At 35.8% G+C, this 18,849-nt stretch carries 20 protein-coding genes; 8 read left to right on the top strand and 12 right to left on the bottom strand.

Annotated elements, in window-relative coordinates:
• Positions 1 to 39 precede the first annotated feature (39 nt).
• Together ICJ84_RS15735 and ICJ84_RS15730 are read right to left on the bottom strand one after the other, a co-directional pair.
• Positions 40 to 903 (bottom strand): hydroxymethylglutaryl-CoA lyase, encoded by an 864-nt coding sequence (locus ICJ84_RS15735; protein ID WP_188217378.1) that lies wholly within the window; start codon positions 901 to 903, stop codon positions 40 to 42.
• Between the two features lie 77 nt (positions 904 to 980).
• Complete coding sequence (locus ICJ84_RS15730) at positions 981 to 2,015, bottom strand: quinone-dependent dihydroorotate dehydrogenase (protein WP_188217377.1); 1,035 nt, start codon at positions 2,013 to 2,015, stop codon at positions 981 to 983.
• A 158-nt stretch (positions 2,016 to 2,173) separates the two neighbouring features.
• Here ICJ84_RS15730 and pepT point away from each other — a divergent pair, with 158 nt between their 5' ends.
• The 4 genes from pepT to ICJ84_RS15710 all read left to right on the top strand — a co-directional run bounded on the left by pepT (position 2,174) and on the right by ICJ84_RS15710 (position 6,258).
• Positions 2,174 to 3,415 (top strand): peptidase T, encoded by a 1,242-nt coding sequence (gene pepT, locus ICJ84_RS15725; protein ID WP_188217376.1) that lies wholly within the window; start codon positions 2,174 to 2,176, stop codon positions 3,413 to 3,415.
• A gap of 107 nt (positions 3,416 to 3,522) precedes the next feature.
• The gene (locus ICJ84_RS15720) at positions 3,523 to 3,798 is read left to right on the top strand and encodes a hypothetical protein (protein WP_188217375.1); all 276 of its coding nucleotides are present in this window, start codon (positions 3,523 to 3,525) and stop codon (positions 3,796 to 3,798) included.
• 128 nt (positions 3,799 to 3,926) lie between these two features.
• Entirely contained in the window at positions 3,927 to 5,492 is a 1,566-nt protein-coding gene (locus ICJ84_RS15715) for a sulfatase family protein (RefSeq protein WP_188217374.1), read from the top strand.
• A 445-nt stretch (positions 5,493 to 5,937) separates the two neighbouring features.
• Positions 5,938 to 6,258 carry a hypothetical protein gene (locus ICJ84_RS15710; protein WP_188217373.1) on the top strand — a complete coding sequence of 107 codons (321 nt, stop codon included), beginning with the start codon at positions 5,938 to 5,940 and terminating at the stop codon, positions 6,256 to 6,258.
• 59 nt (positions 6,259 to 6,317) lie between these two features.
• On the opposite strand, the gene ICJ84_RS15705 is transcribed toward ICJ84_RS15710, so the two are convergent.
• Positions 6,318 to 6,674 carry a DUF983 domain-containing protein gene (locus ICJ84_RS15705; RefSeq protein WP_188217372.1) on the bottom strand — a complete coding sequence of 119 codons (357 nt, stop codon included), beginning with the start codon at positions 6,672 to 6,674 and terminating at the stop codon, positions 6,318 to 6,320.
• Between the two features lie 93 nt (positions 6,675 to 6,767).
• On the opposite strand from ICJ84_RS15705, the gene ICJ84_RS15700 reads away from it, so the two are divergent.
• The 4 genes from ICJ84_RS15700 (at position 6,768) to ICJ84_RS15685 (ending at position 12,299) form a co-directional block, all read left to right on the top strand.
• Entirely contained in the window at positions 6,768 to 7,640 is an 873-nt protein-coding gene (locus ICJ84_RS15700) for an AraC family transcriptional regulator (protein WP_188217371.1), read from the top strand.
• 510 nt (positions 7,641 to 8,150) lie between these two features.
• The gene (locus ICJ84_RS15695; RefSeq protein ID WP_241748775.1) at positions 8,151 to 8,525 is read left to right on the top strand and encodes a hypothetical protein; all 375 of its coding nucleotides are present in this window, start codon (positions 8,151 to 8,153) and stop codon (positions 8,523 to 8,525) included.
• 195 nt (positions 8,526 to 8,720) lie between these two features.
• Positions 8,721 to 11,696, top strand: a complete 2,976-nt coding sequence (locus ICJ84_RS15690) for an AsmA family protein (RefSeq protein WP_188217369.1) — start codon at positions 8,721 to 8,723, stop codon at positions 11,694 to 11,696.
• Between the two features lie 9 nt (positions 11,697 to 11,705).
• On the top strand, positions 11,706 to 12,299 hold the full coding sequence (locus ICJ84_RS15685) for a YdeI/OmpD-associated family protein (protein WP_188217368.1): 594 nt from the start codon (positions 11,706 to 11,708) through the stop codon (positions 12,297 to 12,299).
• Between the two features lie 7 nt (positions 12,300 to 12,306).
• Here ICJ84_RS15685 and ICJ84_RS15680 read toward each other — a convergent pair whose 3' ends face one another.
• The 9 genes from ICJ84_RS15680 to nusB all read right to left on the bottom strand — a co-directional run bounded on the left by ICJ84_RS15680 (position 12,307) and on the right by nusB (position 18,665).
• On the bottom strand, positions 12,307 to 13,551 hold the full coding sequence (locus tag ICJ84_RS15680; protein WP_262891583.1) for a glutamate-5-semialdehyde dehydrogenase: 1,245 nt from the start codon (positions 13,549 to 13,551) through the stop codon (positions 12,307 to 12,309).
• Entirely contained in the window at positions 13,526 to 14,296 is a 771-nt protein-coding gene (gene proB, locus ICJ84_RS15675; RefSeq protein WP_188217366.1) for a glutamate 5-kinase, read from the bottom strand. The genes ICJ84_RS15680 and proB overlap by 26 nt, the downstream gene beginning before the upstream one ends.
• Position 14,297: 1 nt before the next feature.
• Positions 14,298 to 15,104, bottom strand: a complete 807-nt coding sequence (gene proC, locus ICJ84_RS15670; protein WP_188217365.1) for a pyrroline-5-carboxylate reductase — start codon at positions 15,102 to 15,104, stop codon at positions 14,298 to 14,300.
• 118 nt (positions 15,105 to 15,222) lie between these two features.
• Complete coding sequence (locus tag ICJ84_RS15665; RefSeq protein WP_188217364.1) at positions 15,223 to 15,414, bottom strand: hypothetical protein; 192 nt, start codon at positions 15,412 to 15,414, stop codon at positions 15,223 to 15,225.
• A gap of 30 nt (positions 15,415 to 15,444) precedes the next feature.
• Positions 15,445 to 15,885 carry a GNAT family N-acetyltransferase gene (locus ICJ84_RS15660; protein WP_188217363.1) on the bottom strand — a complete coding sequence of 147 codons (441 nt, stop codon included), beginning with the start codon at positions 15,883 to 15,885 and terminating at the stop codon, positions 15,445 to 15,447.
• A gap of 563 nt (positions 15,886 to 16,448) precedes the next feature.
• Entirely contained in the window at positions 16,449 to 16,631 is a 183-nt protein-coding gene (locus tag ICJ84_RS15655; protein ID WP_188217362.1) for a hypothetical protein, read from the bottom strand.
• A 152-nt stretch (positions 16,632 to 16,783) separates the two neighbouring features.
• A complete protein-coding gene (yajC, locus tag ICJ84_RS15650; RefSeq protein ID WP_188217361.1) occupies positions 16,784 to 17,077 on the bottom strand; it encodes a preprotein translocase subunit YajC in 294 nt (97 codons plus the stop codon).
• A gap of 48 nt (positions 17,078 to 17,125) precedes the next feature.
• Positions 17,126 to 17,581 (bottom strand): DUF1573 domain-containing protein, encoded by a 456-nt coding sequence (locus ICJ84_RS15645; protein WP_188217360.1) that lies wholly within the window; start codon positions 17,579 to 17,581, stop codon positions 17,126 to 17,128.
• Positions 17,582 to 17,720: 139 nt separating this feature from the next.
• Positions 17,721 to 18,665, bottom strand: a complete 945-nt coding sequence (gene nusB, locus ICJ84_RS15640; RefSeq protein WP_241748774.1) for a transcription antitermination factor NusB — start codon at positions 18,663 to 18,665, stop codon at positions 17,721 to 17,723.
• Positions 18,666 to 18,849 lie beyond the last annotated feature (184 nt).

Here is an 18,849-nt window from a genome sequence, read left to right as displayed (position 1 = left end):
TAACATTAAGACGGTAAAATTTTAAATCTTATAATAAAATTAAAAGTATGTTTTAAATATTTTAGAAGCCTCATTATAAGCACTTTCAAAACTCAAAGCATTCAGGTTATTGTTTTGTTTTGAAGTGAAATAGGATAGCAATTTTTCAGTAGGCATATTACCTATTAATTCATCTTTTGCCATGGGGCAACCACCAAATCCCTGAATAGCGCCATCAAAACGTTTGCATCCAGCTTTGTAAGCAGCGTCTATTTTTTCAAACCAGGAAGACGATGTAGTATGTAAATGTGCCCCGAATTCAATGTGCGGATATTTAGGAATTAAATTTGAAAACAAATAGGTTATACTTTCAGGGTTTGAGCTTCCAATGGTATCACTTAACGATAGAATTTTCACGCCCATGTTGTGCAAACGTTCCGTCCACTCCCCTACTATATCTACATTCCAAGGATCTCCATATGGGTTACCAAAGCCCATAGAAATGTAAACGACTACTTCCTTATTACTTTTAGCGGCAATATTTAGAATTTCCTGAAGTGTAACCACCGACTGCGCAATGGTTTTATGCGTGTTACGCATCTGGAAGTTTTCAGAAATTGAAAACGGATAGCCCAGGTAATCTATTTCATTATGAACACTTGCATCCATAGCACCACGGGTATTAGCGATAATGGCTAATAGTTTACTCGTCGTCTTGCTCAAATCCAACTGTGCCAAAACCTCAGCTGTATCCACCATTTGTGGAATAGCCTTTGGCGATACAAAACTTCCGAAGTCAATGGTATCGAATCCCACACGCAACAATGACTGTATGTACTGAACCTTCTTTTCAGTAGGAATAAAGGTCTTGATGCCTTGCATAGCATCACGAGGACATTCAATGATTTTTATCGGACTTGGCATTGATTTGTTTAAAATAATAGGAGAATAAAAATACTATAATTTTTAATCAAATTCAGGAAAAGCAATTTGTAATTCACTTATTTCTTTTTAAGAATCGCCTTGTTAATCGACTTAACTAAGGCTGGCCCCTCGTAAATAAATCCGGTATATACCTGAACTAAATCGGCTCCCGCTTCAATCTTTTCTAAAGCATCATCAGCTGAGTGAATACCACCTACCCCAATAATCGGGAAGGCCTTACTACTCTTTTCTGCCAAGTATTTAATTACTTGAGTACTCTTATCCTTAATGGGTTGTCCGCTTAAACCTCCGTTACCAATTTCAGCTAACTGTTCTTCAGTGGCTTTTAAACCACTTCTATCGGTAGATGTATTACTGGCAATCACCCCATCCAGATTTGTATCTTTAACCAACTCTACAATTTCGTCTAGTTGCATATTGTTTAAGTCTGGAGCAATTTTTAAGAGAATTGGTTTCTGGGTTTCAAAACTTTTGTTTGCCTGTTGCACCGCGCCAATCAATTCCTCTAAGTAATCTTTATCGTTTAACTTGGCATGGCTTCCTACGTTCGGACAACTTACATTCAACACGAAGTAATCTACATACGGGTGAAGTGCATTAAAACACTCCAAATAATCTTTGGTATAATCTTCCGGTTTGGTACTGGTATTTTTACCAATATTTCCACCTATAATTAACTGACCTTTATTTTTCTTTAATGCTTCAATCGCAGCTTCTAAGCCTTCATTATTAAAGCCCATGCGGTTAATAATTCCCTGATCGGCTTTTAAACGGAATAATCGCTTTTTCGGATTTCCTGGTTGCGCCTTTGGTGTTACAGTTCCTATTTCAATAAAGCCAAACCCAAAGTTGGCTAAATCGTTATACAATACCGCATTTTTATCGAAACCTGCAGCAAGACCCACGGGGTTTTTAAAGGTTAAACCAAACAGTTTACGTTCTAATCGGGCATCATTAACCACATACAAACTTCTAAACAAAGTTTTAAAACCAGGGATTTTAGAGGTGATTTTTATTAATGAAAACGTAAAGTGATGGATCTTTTCCGGATCGAACGCGAAAAATATAGGGCGGAGTAATAATTTATACATCTCGATTATTTGTGCAAAAATACTTTTATTTCTTCTAAATAAAAAATCGGGAAATTCTAAAAGCAAAAAAATTATTAATCGTACTTTTGAAACCTGAAAAACACTAGGTATACATTATACCAGAACACTCAAATTTAATCCATTTAAATGTCGTTAATATGATTTCTAAAGAACATATTATAAACCGATTTGTTAGCTACGTTACCGTAGACACCGAATCAGATCCTAAATCACAAACCACACCCAGTACCGAAAAGCAATGGGATTTAGCCAACAAGCTTGCCGAAGAACTAAAAGCTATTGGCATGCAAGATGTTAGCATCGACGAGAATGCCTACATTATGGCTACTCTGCCAAGCAATGTAGACCACGAGGTACCAACCATTGGTTTTGTATCGCATTTTGATACCTCTCCGGATTTTACCGGAGCCAATGTAAAACCACAGATTATTGAAAAATACAATGGGAAAGATATTGTATTGAATGAAGCTGAAAATATTGTACTATCTCCAGATTATTTTGAAGACTTGTTACAATACAAAGGCCAGACCTTAATTACTACCGACGGAACAACACTTCTTGGTGCCGATGATAAAGCCGGGATTACCGAAATTGTTTCGGCGATGGAATACCTGATAAATCATCCTGAAATTAAGCATGGTGCCATTCGTGTTGGGTTCACTCCAGACGAAGAAATTGGTCGTGGTGCGCATAAATTCGACGTTGAAAAATTTGGTGCCGACTGGGCGTATACTATGGATGGTAGCCAGATTGGAGAATTAGAATACGAAAACTTTAACGCTGCCGGAGCCGTAGTAAAGGTAAAAGGTAAAATTGTACACCCGGGCTATGCCAAAGGTAAAATGGTAAACTCAATGTATATCGCTCAGGAATTCATCAGCTCCTTACCTCGTTTTGAAACTCCGGAACACACCGAAGGTTACCAAGGCTTTTTCCATTTATGTTCTATTGAAGGAGAGGTTGAAGAAACCACTTTGGAATACATCATTCGTGACCATGACTTAGGGCATTTTGAAGCACGTAAGGAAGTGCTAAAAAAGTTAACCGATGAGTTGAACTCACAATACGGTCGCGAAGTCATTACTATCGAAATTAAAGACCAGTACTTTAACATGCGTGAAAAGGTAGAACCGGTAATGCATATTGTTGATATTGCTGAAGAAGCCATGAAACAACTAGACATTACGCCAATCATCAAACCCATTCGCGGAGGGACCGATGGGTCGCAATTAAGTTATATGGGGTTACCATGTCCGAATATTTTTGCTGGTGGTCATAACTTCCACGGACGTTACGAATACGTACCAGTTGAAAGTATGATTAAAGCCACTCAGGTGATTTGTAAAATCGCCGAACTTACAGCCTTAAAAGCTCAATAAGTTACACTTTAGATATTTTTAAAAACGCCTGAAAATGAAAGTTTCAGGCGTTTTTTTATTACACCATATTTAATTTATATTTAAAACAAAAAAACAAACTACTTACCATGCCCCTTATTGTAAAACGTAAAAAACACCTGCTCACCCGAGTGCCCCTGTTAACATTCCTGATTATTTTTATAGGATTAGCACCGGTTATCATTGGCATGATTGGCGCCAGTTTTACCGAATACACAACCGGCGAACCCTGCCATGAAGGCAATTGCGGTTGGATGGTACTCCCCTGGTTAGGTATGTTTACCATACCTTTGGGATTCTTACTCTTTGTTGTTTTCTTCATTATTGTTGTTATAGATTCAGTTCCCCTATTTAGCAATAAATAAACACCATCATACTAACCCCGTTTAATGTCAACCTTCAGAGTTTAAAAACCTCTGTCTGTCGAAATTTAATGTCAAAATCACAATGAATTTTCTATATTCATCCCAATTTAATACACAAGTCGCATACTATGAAAATCACGGTACTGTTTATCAGTCTCTTTGCAATTTTAAGTTTCAACTCCTTTAAAGAGATCCCTAAAAAAACTAAGCGTCCGAATATCATTTATGTACTGGCAGACGATTTAGGTTATGGCGATCTTTCTGCATACAATAAAAACAGTAAAATACAAACCCCGCATTTAGACCAGATGGCTTCCGAAGGGATGATGTTTACCGATGCCCATACCTCTTCGTCGGTATGTACCCCAACCCGATACGGTATCATCACCGGGCGTTATAACTGGCGAAGCCCTCTTAAACAGGGTGTGCTTACCGGAAACTCTAAAGCCTTAATTCCTACCGAACGCACAACTGTAGCCTCTATGCTCAAACAACAAGGTTACCACACCGCCTTCATTGGCAAATGGCACTTAGGTTGGGACTGGGCGCTTAAAGATTCCAATGCAGAAAAAAAAGAAGGCTGGGATGCTAAAGATTTTGATAATATAGACTTTTCTAAACCCGTACAAAACGGACCAAAAGAGCTTGGTTTCGATTACTCTTACGGACATAGTGGTTCATTAGACATGGCGCCTTACGTGTATGTTGAAAACGGTATGCCAACTCAGGTACCCGATACCGTATCGGTAAACGATGGAAAGTTCTCCTGGTGGCGCAAAGGGCCTACAGCCAGCGACTTTGTGCATGAAGACGTTACTCCTAATTTCTTTAGAAAGTCGTTTAAACATATTGAAGCACAAGCAAAAACCGATCAGCCTTTTTTCCTATACTTAGCCTTACCTTCACCACATACGCCTATTTTACCTACTGAAGAATGGCAGGGAAAAAGTCAGCTAAATCCATATGGCGATTTTGTTATGATGGTAGATGATTACATGGGGCAACTTGTAAAAGCCATAAAAGATGCAGGAATTGAAGACAACACGCTGGTAATATTTACCAGTGACAACGGCTGTTCGCCTGCTGCCGACATTAAAGGTTTGGAAGCACAGGGGCATTACCCAAGTGATCAGTACCGTGGCCACAAAGCAGATATTTTTGAAGGTGGCCACCGTGTCCCTTTTATTGTAAAATGGCCGGACTATATTAAAAAAGGTACTGTATCGAACGACATTATTTGTACTACAGATTTTATGGCAACAGCTGCCGATATTACCAACTATTCCCTATTGGATAACGAAGGAGAAGACAGTTACAGCATGCTGCCCTTATTTAAAAAACCGAACCCTAAAAAACCAATCCGAGAAGCTACGGTGCACCACTCCATTAATGGTAGTTTTGCCATCAGACAAGGCGATTGGAAATTAGCAATGTGTGCGGGTTCCGGAGGGTGGAGCGGCCCTAAACCAGGTGACAAAGAAGTGATTGAAACCTTACCTGAAATTCAATTGTATAATCTGAAAAACGATCCGGGAGAAACCACCAATCTGCAAGACCGTTATCCGGAAAAAGTAACAGCCTTAAAAACCTTATTGATAAGATATATAAAAGAAGGCCGAAGTACACCCGGTACACCACAACCCAACGACGCCATTAGTTTTATCTGGAAACAAATCGATTTTGTAAACCCTTAAAAATTAACAGAACACCTTCTTACTCCTATCTACCACTTTCCTTATTGCAATATTTTGATTTTAAGCGAGGTTAGTACAACAACGTAAACAACTAATTAAAAATACTACAAAAACATACTTATTGTAGTATTTTTAACATAAAAAAGTGTGTTTTAAGGGGTTTGCTTCGAGTTTCCTTCAGGAATTGTTCGGGTTTTCTTCGTAAAATAAGGGTTTTACCGAAGAATCCCCGAAGGAAACTCGAACATGTATCGAAGGAAACCTATGAATATCCGTTAGAATTTAACAGGTATTTTTCTTAAGTAGCGGTTCATTACGTAAGTATTTATTTATATTTGAATATAAACTATACAGTTAAACGCTCTGGGATGTTTGTAAAAACGTTAGACATAATATGAGAAAACTATTCGCAATAATGATAATTCTGACTTTAAATTCTTGTTTTATGGTTAAAGAAACTGGAATTGAAATAAAGATTAAAAACAACTCAAGCAAACAAATAACTAACGTTGAATTTACCACTACCGAAAATCTGGAAGTAATAAAAATTGATAAAATCGCTCCAAGGGAAATTGTGAAGCAATTTTTATCGATGCGGAAAAATAAAAGCGATGGAGCATACTTATTAACTTTTACCCGTTCAAATGGAGAAAGAGTAACGAACCTAGCTGGCTATTATACCAATGGTGGTTCAGTTAACTATTGCGTTGATTTTAGAGTGGAAAAAGACACTACAATTGTGAAATTTGATAGATTAGTATATTAGTCTACACCGGTAACCGTAGCATAAACTCCTAACTTTATAAAAGCAGGCTAAAACAGGCTTTAAGACTTATTCCTATAAAATAAATATATCCAAATAGACCTTGACAATTTAAAGTTAACAGTACTTAACAGAAAGGCTACCAGAATAACTATTACAAAAACTCTTAAAGGCGATAAATCAAAAAAATACCAAAACACCACAAGACTTGCAATCATTTGCGCCACTGCAATTGCATAACTCACAAACATAGCTCCAAAAAAGAATCCTGTTTCTCTTTCAAATTTATAATTACAAATCTGGCACCTCTCGTTCATTTTAGGTATATTCAACAATAATATATTTCCTTTGTTCAGAAAAATCTTTCCTTTTTTACAATTCGGACATTTGCAATTTAAAGCATTGATAACTTTACTCATAACCTGCCATTTATTTAACTGCAAAATTAAGACCTAAAAACTCTTTTCTTGTATAATATATACGCTATTATTTGTAGTTTTAGGACATTTACAATGACAACACCCGTACTACATATTAATCAATTTAAAGAATCGGTACACCTTAATGATGTGTACATAAATTCGTTTTCAAATCACATACAGCTAAATAAGAATTTAATTAACAAACCACACAGTCATAACTTCTATCTGTGTGTATTGTTTACTGAGGGCACAGGTACACATGAAATTGATTTCAATTCTTATAGTATAAACCCGGGCAAAGTATTCTTTTTAAAACCAGGGCAAACGCATTTCTGGAAATTTGAAACACCACCCGAAGGATTTATCTTTTTTCATTCTAAAGAATTTTATGAATTAAAGTTTTTAGAACATAAGCTGCATGCATTTCCTTTTTATTATTCATATCAAAATCCTCCTGTATTAGAATTACCGCCTGAAAAGCTGCAGGAATTAAGCATGAAGTTTCAAGAAGCTTATAATGAATATTTACAAAACAATCTTTTAAGAGAATTAAAACTAGTGAATTCACTAAATAACATTTATATAGAGTTAACACGGGTTTACACCATAGATATTAATGTAGAAAAACTTAATGCTTCTAACTATTCGAACACACTTGAAACCTTAGAAAACTTAATAAACACACATGTGTATAAAGAAAAGCTACCTAAATTTTATGCCGATAAATTAAATATTACCACCAAGCATCTTAACAGGATTGTAAAAAAAACAATAAATAAAACAACAGGCCAACTAATTTCTGAAAGGATAATTCTGGAAGCCAAAAGATTAATTGTACATTCTCACGAGAGTTTAGGCGCTATCGCACATACTCTTGAATTCTCAGACTACAGCTACTTTTCGAAATTCTTCAAATCGAAAACAGGTATGACACCATTGGATTTTCGTAAAAAGTATTTTTGATTAGCAATTAATACAGTCTATAATGCTTTATCCAGCCTTTAGGATGCCTTCTGTTTTGGGTGGATAAAAAATTTACAAGGATTCAACTAAATGTTTACTATAGAATTTCCGAAAGAATATATAATATGTTTCTAAAAATAAGACCTACAACAAGCGACACATTGTAAGAAAGTTATTATATTGCAACTAAAAGTTAAGAAACCAAAATGATAACTGGCAGTTATACTAACTGTTGCTAATCATTTGCCCCGAAAATCGTGAATGAAAGACTGTGAGTTGCTTGTTATTTATTAGCTTCTGAATTTCCTTCGTAAAATCCTCGCTCTAAAACACACAATATTTAATATACAATTTGTAAATAAGCTCAATAAAACGAAAACTATGATACATTTAATTTGGTCAATAATTAACGTAATAATTGTCGTATACTTTTTCTATCTGCTTATCGGGTTCATTTTAAAAGGCAAAAGAATTTTCAAACCACAATTCAAAGGAATATCAATATTTATAATGATTATTGGGATTGTTCAAATAATTTCAGCATCTAATTCTAAAAAAAGCACGAACCACATAACAATATCTAAGAATTATAACAAAAAAGATGAAACAAAAACGAAACAAATAATACTTGAAGACAATTTAACTCTAGATATAAATTTACATGTGCAATATTCAATTCAACAAAACAACTACATCCCTATTGAAAGTTATAGTTCATTAACTGGTCTTGTTATGGGATATGACTGGGAATTTAAATCCATCGACATCAATAATTATAATTCTAATGAACAAACCGAATTTGTTGTTAACGGTATCCTTAAATGGAATCTTTTTGGAATCACGGTATATAATACTTCAAAAACATTTAACGGAAAGATTAATTAAGAGGCAAATACAAAAGTGGTAACTGTTACGCAACATCTAATTTTATAAACCCAAAATATAGAATCGCCCCTTTCAGGGTGATTGCCTTTTATTGTAATGCCCTCCAATAAACTTATCTGATTAATCGTCTTTCTTATTAATATTTCATAAATTTATTAGTCCTTAACCACTGGTAATCAACTAATAAATTCTAATATGAAAACATGGATCAAACGCCTTTCAATAGCACTGCTAAGTCTCATTGTGTTCGTTTTTATTGTCATTGCCATAGCGCTTAACATAATTATTACTCCCGAAAAAATTACGCCCAAAGCTTTAGAACTACTCAATCAGGATTTACTAGGAAAAGTGGATTGTGAACGTATAGAAGTCACCTATTTTTCCAGTTTTCCTAAGTTCTCCTTACAGCTAACCAACGGTGCCCTATTACCTAACAAAACCTTTTATAAACAAGACACCTTAATCGCTTTCAAAAAAGCCCGGGTAAATTTAAGTGTGATTGGCTTACTGCAAAAAAGCAAAAAAGCGGTACACAGCATTGAGCTTAATAGCCCTAAACTGTTCTTTTATGTAGACTCCTTAGGAAACTCGAACTGGAATAATCTGGCTAAAACCACTCCCGATACAACCAAAGCGACCAAAACAAAAAAACCGATTAAAGCATCTGAAATTTATGTCCCTGAAATTACCATTACACAGGCCGAAGCCCATGCCATAGACGGTTTATCGAAAATGAATTACGATGTTGAAAACCTCAACCTTTCCATAAAATCGAAAACTACCAAAACCGGTCTGCGACTGAATGTAGAGAAAAGCAGCGACCACATTGCTCTATCGCAACCCGGCAAACACCCCTATAGCCTGGACCATGTTACTGTGGCTTCAAAACTGGAACTCACCTTTGCCGATACCCTGCTCACCATAAAAAACAGCGAAGTATCTATAAACGACATCCACTTCGAAAATGAAGGCTATGTACAGTTCTTTCCGCATCATAAAAAAATAAAGGTTAATATAAACAGTGAACTTTCCACAAAGTCCTTAAAAAATATTGCTAATACGATCCCTCCCCGCTTTTTAAGCCAGGAAGGCTTAAAGGCCAAAGGGTCTATCAGTTTAAAAACCCATACCGAAGGCATTTACAGCAAAGACAGCTTTCCGGTGGTTAACACTTACTTTAAACTGGATAACGGATCGATAGCCTACAAAACGTTTAAGGGCGAAATTGAAGACATGAATGCCGATATTCATACCTACATTAATTTAAATAGTCCAAAGGAGTCCTTCTCAGAGATTAAAACCTTAAACATTCTAGGCACAGGCATAAACATAGATGTATCGGGCAACATCAAACAACTCACCCAACAACCCATCATCGACATTCAATCGAAAGCCGATATAAATTTCAATACCATTACGAACAACTTTCCGGTTCATCCATCCATTAAACTACAGGGCAGTATCCACTCCAACATACTGGCTGAATTCAACACAGCCGACCTCGAAGATTTTCACTTCAATAAAGTAAATCTGGATGCGCTATTAGAGGTTAATAATCTGGTTTTAAGTTCGCAAAAAGACTCGGTTTTGGTGAGTTCTGAAAACATCAATTTAAAAATACATAAAGGTGAAGATGCCCATAAATCCCTAACTGCGACTGTATCGGTTAATACTACGGCAGCCAAATATAAACAGTGGCTGGATACCAGTATGAAACAGGTAAGTATGGATTTTAAAGCTGTTGACAAACCAACAACGCTACCTGAATTTAAAGCCGATATCGCCCTACAACACTTTGAAATGCAAGCCACCGATTCCATTTACAGCTATATAAAAACCCTGAATATGGATGCACAGTTCATCCCGAAAACCGAAAATCTCTCAGCTCATATGATATCTGAAATCGTGACCGATAGTGTTACCTTATCACAAAAAACAGCCTTTGTAACCATTATGGGCGCACAAACGCAATTGAAGGTGAGAAAAACACCCAATAACCTTTGGGAACCTTCAGGAAACTTATCGTTTAAAAGTATTTATGCTCACGCACCGGAATATGTGTATAATTTAAAAACCTCGCAGTCGGGCATTGCTTTTGTGAATGACGACATTACCCTAAACCGTACCAAAATTAACTTTGGCGATACCGACATGACCCTTACCGGAGAATTGAAACACGCCCGAGGCTTTCAAAATGGTGAACTGGTAACGGCAAATTTAAAAGTAGAATCGAACTTTACAGATGCCAACCAGTTAATGACGGCTTTGGCGCCACCGGAAACCGGAGAAATTGTTACGGTAAAAGACGAAGTCGTTATCGATTCGGTGAAAGCGGCTCATGTTACACCTGGCAAACGCATATTTAGAATCCCCAAGCAGTGTGACTTTAAGTTTTCAACTTATGTGAAAGCCTTTCGTATGGGGTTCATTAACATGAATGAAATTAAAGGTGACATGACGGTGAAAGATGGTGTGGTAAACATGAATAACATCAACCTGACCACACTTTCAGCTAATATGGATGCCTATATGAAATACAATCCGAAAAGCAACACCGAGGCGAGCTTAGATTTCAGATTTTATATCAGTAAAATTGATATGAATAAAATTAACGATGTCGTTCCGGTGATGGATACGCTCTTCCCGGCCATTAAATCGTTTGAAGGCAAGGCCGATTTCAGAATAAAAGGCAATGTCCTTTTAAATGAAAATTTAGACTTTAAACTTCCCAGTTTACGAGGCGTCGCTGCGCTAAAAGCCCGAAATATTATGGTGGTAAACGATCCGGCATTTAACGATGTGGCAAAAGTCATAAGTTTTAAACCTAAACAGAAAAACCCGGTAAAAACCTTTGATGTTGAGATTGAATTTAAAGAAGGGGAAGTAGACATTCTTCCGGCACTACTGGAAGTAGATAAATACCGTATTGCTTTGGGTGGTGTACAACGTCTGGATATGAGTTATGATTATCACGTTTCGGTACTCAAATCGCCTATTCCTATTAAAATGGGTGTTGATATTAGTGGCAGTAATTTTTCTGAGCATCATATCAAACTAGTAAAAGCCAAATACAAATATTATTTTACCGATAAAGAACGGTTAATAAAAAAAGCTGATGCTTCGGTGTTTGAGCATAAAGAACGTATTTTAAAAACGTTGGATTTCAACTAAACAACTAGTATGAGTAAAGTCGCTTCGGTTGAAGAATACATAGAACGCCATTCGCATTTTGAGCAGGAATTACAATTGCTTCGAGATATTATTATTTCAACAGAACTTGAAGAAACTATAAAATGGAGTTCACCTGTTTACACCTTAAACGGAAAAAATGTGGTTGGACTGGGCGCCTTCAAAAATCATTTTGGCATCTGGTTTTTTAACGGGGTGTTTTTAAAAGACGAGCATAAGGTCTTAGTGAATGCTCAGGAAGATAAAACCAAAGCGTTACGACAATTGCGTTTTGAATCTGTAAACGACATCGACAAGAATCTTGTTATCAGTTATATAAAGGAGGCGATTGAAAATCAGAAATTAGGAAAAGAACTAAAACCAAAAAGGCACGCTAAGAGTCTTAGCATGCCTATGGAATTAAAAGATTTGATAAGTAATAATACCGACTTTAAAGCCGGCTTCGCTTCACTTACCACATACAAACAACGCGAATATTGTGAATACATTAGTACTGCAAAACGGGAAGCGACTAAACTGTCGCGCTTAGAAAAAATTATTCCTATGGTTTTGCAGGGTATCGGTCTCAACGATAAATATCGTTAAGTCCCGATTATACTCTTACATGACCATCGCCATATACATAATATTTATTGGTCACCAGTTCTTTAAGTCCTAATGGACCACGGTGATGTAATTTATCGGTACTAATAGCGAGCTCTGCACCCGCTCCTAATTGTCCACCATCGGTGAATCTTGTTGATGCATTATGGTACACTGCTGCACAATCTACCTGTTCCATGAACTGTTGTGCGGTAGCAGTATTTGTGGTCATAATGGTTGCGGAATGCCCTCCGGAATAGATATTGATTTGACGAATAGCCTCCTCCAAAGAATCCACTGTTCCTATAAGACATTTCATCTCCAGAAACTCTTCATACCAAACCGATTCATTTTGAATCAAGGTATCTTCATTTAATACCTTGTGCGTTTCGGCATCGACTAATACAGATACACCATTAGACTTCAATACAGCGTTTAAATCCTTTAGTTTAGCTTCATAATCAGCAATGTTTTTATTCACCACTATTTTATCTAAAGCATTACAAGCCGAAATTTTATGAGTCTTGGCATTCAAAATCACTTTAATAACCTGTTGCCAGTTACTTTCGGTATCGACATACAGGAAGTTATTCCCACGTCCGCTGACTAATACTGCACACTTAGCGTGATCTTTAACAAACTTAATTAAACGCTCGCCTCCACGAGGTACAATTAAATCTAAGGGCTCACTAGGATTCTTTAAAAACTCCTGCGTTTCCTCACGGTTCATGGTTAACAACTGAATATAATCCGTGTTTAAATCATTTTCAGCTAAAGCCTGATGCCAAAGCTCTACAATAGCTTTGTTACTGTGAATGGCTTCTTTACCTCCTTTTAAAAGGATTTTATTGTTGGCTTTAAACGCTAAAACGGTTGCCTCTACGGTCACATCGGGACGTGATTCATAAATAATCATAATCGTTCCGAATGGTGCTGTTTTATTAATAATTTCCAAGCCAGTTTCTAAAGTTTTGCTTTCAATAACCTTCCCTACCGGATCGGCTTGCACATGCACCTCTTCAATAGCCTGAATCATACCGTCAATTTTCTTTTCATTTAAAACTAAACGGTCGTACATGGCCTGATCTTCTTTGTTAAAGGCATCTATATCTTTTTTATTCGCTTCCAGTATAGTATGGGCGTTGACTTTAATGAGCTTGGCCATACTTACTAATACATCATTCTTTTTATCTTCTGATAATAATTTCATCTGTCTGTTTTTGTTTTGTTTATAGAGACACTTTGGTTCCCACAAAGTTGCCTTCTATAATATCTATAATGGTATTATTGTTTTTACCATTCGCAATATAGGTTGGGATATTTTTCGAGGCGGCTTGCTGCGCATAATCTAATTTCGAGCCCATGCCTCCACGACCTTCTCCTTCACTTTTATTGCTGTCTTTTATATATTTATCTAAGTTTTCGTCTGGATTGACGTTTTCTATTAAATTACTACTCTCCAGATCGGGGTGACCGGTATACAATCCGTCAATATCGGTTAGGATAATCAACTTATCGGCATTAACTAATTGTGCAATTAAACTGGCCAGCTCATCGTTATCGGAAAACATCGACATGGTTACCGAAACGGCATCATCCTCATTCGCAATAGGTATTACACCTTCAGACAGGAGTCCTTCCACACAATTAATCATATTCTGGCGGTGTACCCCCGGACTAAAATCACGTTTAGTAGGTAATACCTGCGCACATTTCATTCCGTAATCATGAAAAATGTTATAATACAAGCGCATCATTCGAGGTTGCCCGATGGCCGAATACACCTGACGTTTTTGTGTTTTGTTTTCAATTTGCGATTTCCCCAGTACTTCCTTACCTGCGATTACCGACCCTGATGATACCAGAATGGTCATAATGTCGCGTTCGTAAAGCTCTGCTATTTGTCTCACTAACTCTTTAAGTACGGGTCTAACAATTTTATTATCTCTGTTGGTCATGACGTTTGTCCCGACCTTTATTACTATTTTTTCCTTGTACATTTTAATATTCTTTACCTAATTCTACAGCTCTGTTAAAAGCAGCAAATGCAGCATCTTTAATTAATTCATTTACATTATTGTCTTCCATCGAGTCTAATGCTGCTCGTGTTGTTCCGCCTTTTGAAGCCACACGTTCCATCCATGAATTAGGTGATAAGTTGGATTGATTGAAGAGCTCGACAGCTCCTGTAAAGGTTTGTCTTACCAAAATGGTTGAATCTTCTTTTGAAAAGCCCATTTGCATGGCTGCTTCCATCATACTTTGCATAAAGTAGAAAACATAAGCGGGACCACTACCCGAAATACCTGTAGAAGCATCGATAAATTGCTCGTTGCTTACCTGAATAGATTTTCCAGTGGTATCTAATAAACTCTCTACGGTTAACATTTCAATTCTTGAAACGTCTTGAGAAATAACATACGATGTTAATCCTTTACCTATTTGTGCCGGTAAATTTGGCATGGCTCTAACAATTTTTGTTAAGCCTGTAATGTCTTCTATAGATGCGATAGTCACACCTGCCATAATGGAAACAAGTATTTGCTGCGAATTTACAAGCGGCTTAATGGCTTTAAACACGCCTTCGGCATGGTATGGCTTAACGGCTATAAAGATAATGTCGGCCTCTGGCACACAATCTTTAAGTTCGCTAAAGGCATCGAAGTGTGAAATTTGATGAAGCTCTTCAAGCTTCTCTTCAGACTTATCTAAAACCATAATGTTTTTCTTTTTTAACAGTTTGGATTTAGACATCCCTTCAGCATAGGTTAATCCCATGTTACCTGCTCCAATTACTAGTACTTTCATGTGTTGTTTGTTTACTTATTTTTTGTTTAGTGATTAGACATAACGCTTCGGTAGAAGCCAGTTACAGCAACTACTTAAAGCCATTAGTTATTTATATTTAATATGTTATGATAGAATGTTAAACAAAAAGCATGCAGTCGTTACAATCTTTAACTTCACCATAATAAGTCTCACGATATTTGTGAAGCGTTGCAATAGGCAGGCCTAATAAGTATTTTTTGATGTAAGTTACCTTGGTCGTTAACTCACCCATTTTAACTGTATGGCGCTTTTCGTATTTCGTTTCTCTTTTGATATATAAAATTTTCATCTGTCGTTGTTTGTTTGTAATTAATAAAACTTAGTCTCTAACCAGTCGCATTTCTATGTTTCGAGGTTTAAACCCTTGCTTTTCGAATAATTTAATTACCGGATTATCTTTATTTATATGAATTGAAATATCGCCATCGCAATACGTTTTTGTATACTTAATTAATTCGCTTCCAATACCCTTATCTCTGTACCCTTCTTTTACGGCAATATAAACCAGAATATTCTCGGGAATATACTCGTTCATACCCGTACGGTTTACTACCGTTGCACCAATAATCTCGTTATGTTGTTCTATAACAAACACATAACCTCCCAATCCGGGAATTTCTTTGGCGGCATACAGAATAGATTTCTTTATAGCACTTTTTGTATCTCTGAATTCTCCTGAATAGCGATACAAAAAATTAGTTATTCGATTGATATCAATAATTGACAGCCTCGAAAAGGCATCAAAAGTTTTAATAGTCATTAACAGATATATGTTTTGAGCACACCTTATACTTAGGAGCGCAATTATCATGTTAGAATTAATTAAAGCTATAAATACTTGAAAAACTTAAATATTTACAGGCGATAACGTGTTCGGGTAAGACAAAAACGTCTTACGAATAGAATACTTAATTGGAAGTGCTCGGAGGAATAAACTTATCGGACTGGTTTCTAAAAACTAGAAAGTTAAAATTAAAAATTCTGTTGTTTTGTATTTCATGAATCCCTTTTTCCATACTGCAAATATACGAAAACACAAGGCTTTACGCAAATCGAAGTCGTTAAGACAAGGCTAAGATGCTGTTAACAGCTGTTAATTTGAGACAGATATTTTGCGTGTTTTTCGAATGATTTCTTACAAATAAAAATCCCCTCTACAACGTGTAACCATAACACTTAACAAAGATTATGTAAAATAGATTTTGCTTATAAAATCTACTCTATAAAAATTCAGATAAACAGAAAGGAAAAAAATTAAAAAAAATTTTAATGCACTGCTATTTCAAGGCTATTTGACAAATTAAACATGTTGAATCTATAGACCTAAGATTTGCTTTTATTGGCTAGACCCGGCAATTTCTTCTTCTTTAAAACCTGAAGAAAGAAGATATCAGACGATGAAGCTACAACATTATAATCGGTTTCATGTGCTTCATCATATTTAAAATTATAAAAACAACCTAAGTTAATAACCATTAAAAAAAGTAATACTGGAACGACTTTCATAGATCTGGGATTTTGTTAAACACTTACATTAAGCTTTCTGTAAACAAGACACCTTCGTAAGAATTTACCCTACCCTAGTCCAGAATATTAAACAAACAATAAAGGCTTCCCTTCACGGAAAGCCTTTTATAGTATAAGTTTTAAGTAACGAATTACTTTTTAGTTTCTCCAGCATTTAGTTTTGCACTTAAGTCCATTGAAATAGCAGAAAGCTCAAACTTAACTTTACCAGATAATGTTTCAATAACACAACTTCCGTCTTTATCGTTAAGTTCTAAAATTTTACCGTGCATACCGCTTTTGGTAATGACTCTATCGCCTTTTTTTAATTCTGCAGCGAATTTCTTCTCTTTCTTAGCCTTTTTCATTTGTGGTGCAATCATAAAGAAATATACCACCGCAAACATTAGTAAAAACGGTAAAAATTGACCGATTCCTTCTCCCATTATTTTATGTATTTAATTTGCTGTCTACACAGCTTGGTTACTTTTTAATTACTCAGCAGCGTCTGGTTTTACAAAGGCTGTAATTTTTACAATCTCAGAACCTTTCTCTGTATTTGCTGTTACTGTAATCGTTTTTGACACTTTGTTCGCTCCACTACCATTAAACTTCACAGAGAACTCTGCACTTTCTCCTGGCGCTAACGGCTCTCTGCTCCAATCTTTAGGTACAGTACATCCGCAAGAACTTTTAATATCGGTAATTACTAAAGGTGCATCACCTACGTTTTTATATTTAAAGGTTGTTTCTACAGGCGTTCCTTTTTCTATTTCACCAAAATCATGCTCCGTTTCGTTAAACTCAATTTTTGGAAATTTAGACGCTACTGCATCTCTTTCTGCCGCAGCAATTACATTAGCCTCTTCTATTTTTTTAGCAGCGTTTTCTTTGCAAGATGTAAATGCTATTAAGCTTAATGCACTTAATCCTAATATTAATTTTTTCATTGTAAAATTTATTTAGTATTAATGTCGTAAAAATAGAAATTATTTATACGATTAAAAACTTTTGTTAATCCGTTAACACTATTTTTATTACTCATCGAGAATTAAATAGACGAAATGAAAGCTCCACTAATTTGGAAACTTACATTAAACCACGCCCTATTTTATTTAGTTTACCGGCTTCTTCATATTCTTTAACCAATTTATCAAGAATACCGTTTATGAAGACACTACTTTTGGGAGTAGAATATTCTTTTGCGATTTCTAAGTACTCGTTAATGGTTACTTTTACAGGTATAGAGGTGAAATGCTTAATCTCACTTATAGCCATTTGAAGTAATACGTAATCGATATTGGCTATACGATCAGAATCCCAGTTTTGTGTCTTGTCTTCAATTTCCTTATTAACCGCTGTACGGTTTAATAAGGTCTTTTTAAATAAGTCGATTGCAAACTGCTTATCGTCTAAATCTTTATATAATTTAGGTGTAAAATGCGTTTCTGCAGACGATGGCTTCACCTTGCGCAATAACTTTAAAATAGTCGTGTTTACTGTTGGAAGATCGTCTAACCACGTTAGGTTTTTATCTTCTAAATATTCATAAAGTTTTTCGTTAGGAGCAATAATATCTTTAAAAACATCTACAATAAACTCCTTGTCCTCTTTAAAGTCAGACACACGAGTTTTCATGTATTCTTCATACAATTCACTCGATGTAATTGCTTTAAAAATAACTTCAACATACTCATCATCTAACTGCCAGTTGTTGATGTTATGAACTTCTAACTGATTTTTTAACTGATAATTTTCCTGAAGCAGATTTAACACCTCGTTATTTACAAACTTTCGGTTAGGATCTTTATCCTCTTTAGTTGCTAAGTATTTGTTTTGCTTTTTAACCAGGTCGCTTTCGGCGCGCTTTTGTACTTCAAGAAGTAAGGAAATCATTAATAAGTACAAGTTGTACATATTGTCTATGCTAAACAGTAAAAACTTTTGATCTTTACTAAAATCATCGCTTTCGCCTCCTTTAAAGGCATAAAGGGTTTGCATTACTTTTACACGTATATGTCTTCTGTTTAACATAATAACAAGGAACTTAAATTTATTTTAGCCGAAAAAATATGGTTTCAGGCTGCAAAAATAATACTATTTTAAAAAAGTCACTTCATATTTTCGTTTAATTCTTCATTATTTCATTTACAAATCACCTTTGAATGGCTGCTAATGCGCTCTGCGGGAAGCTTCTTGATTTTATAAAAGCCTTAAC

This window comes from Aestuariibaculum suncheonense (genome assembly GCF_014596935.1).
Classification (GTDB): domain Bacteria; phylum Bacteroidota; class Bacteroidia; order Flavobacteriales; family Flavobacteriaceae; genus Aestuariibaculum; species Aestuariibaculum suncheonense.
Note: the sequence above shows the minus strand (reverse complement) of the source record. Positions and strands in the feature narration are given on the sequence as shown.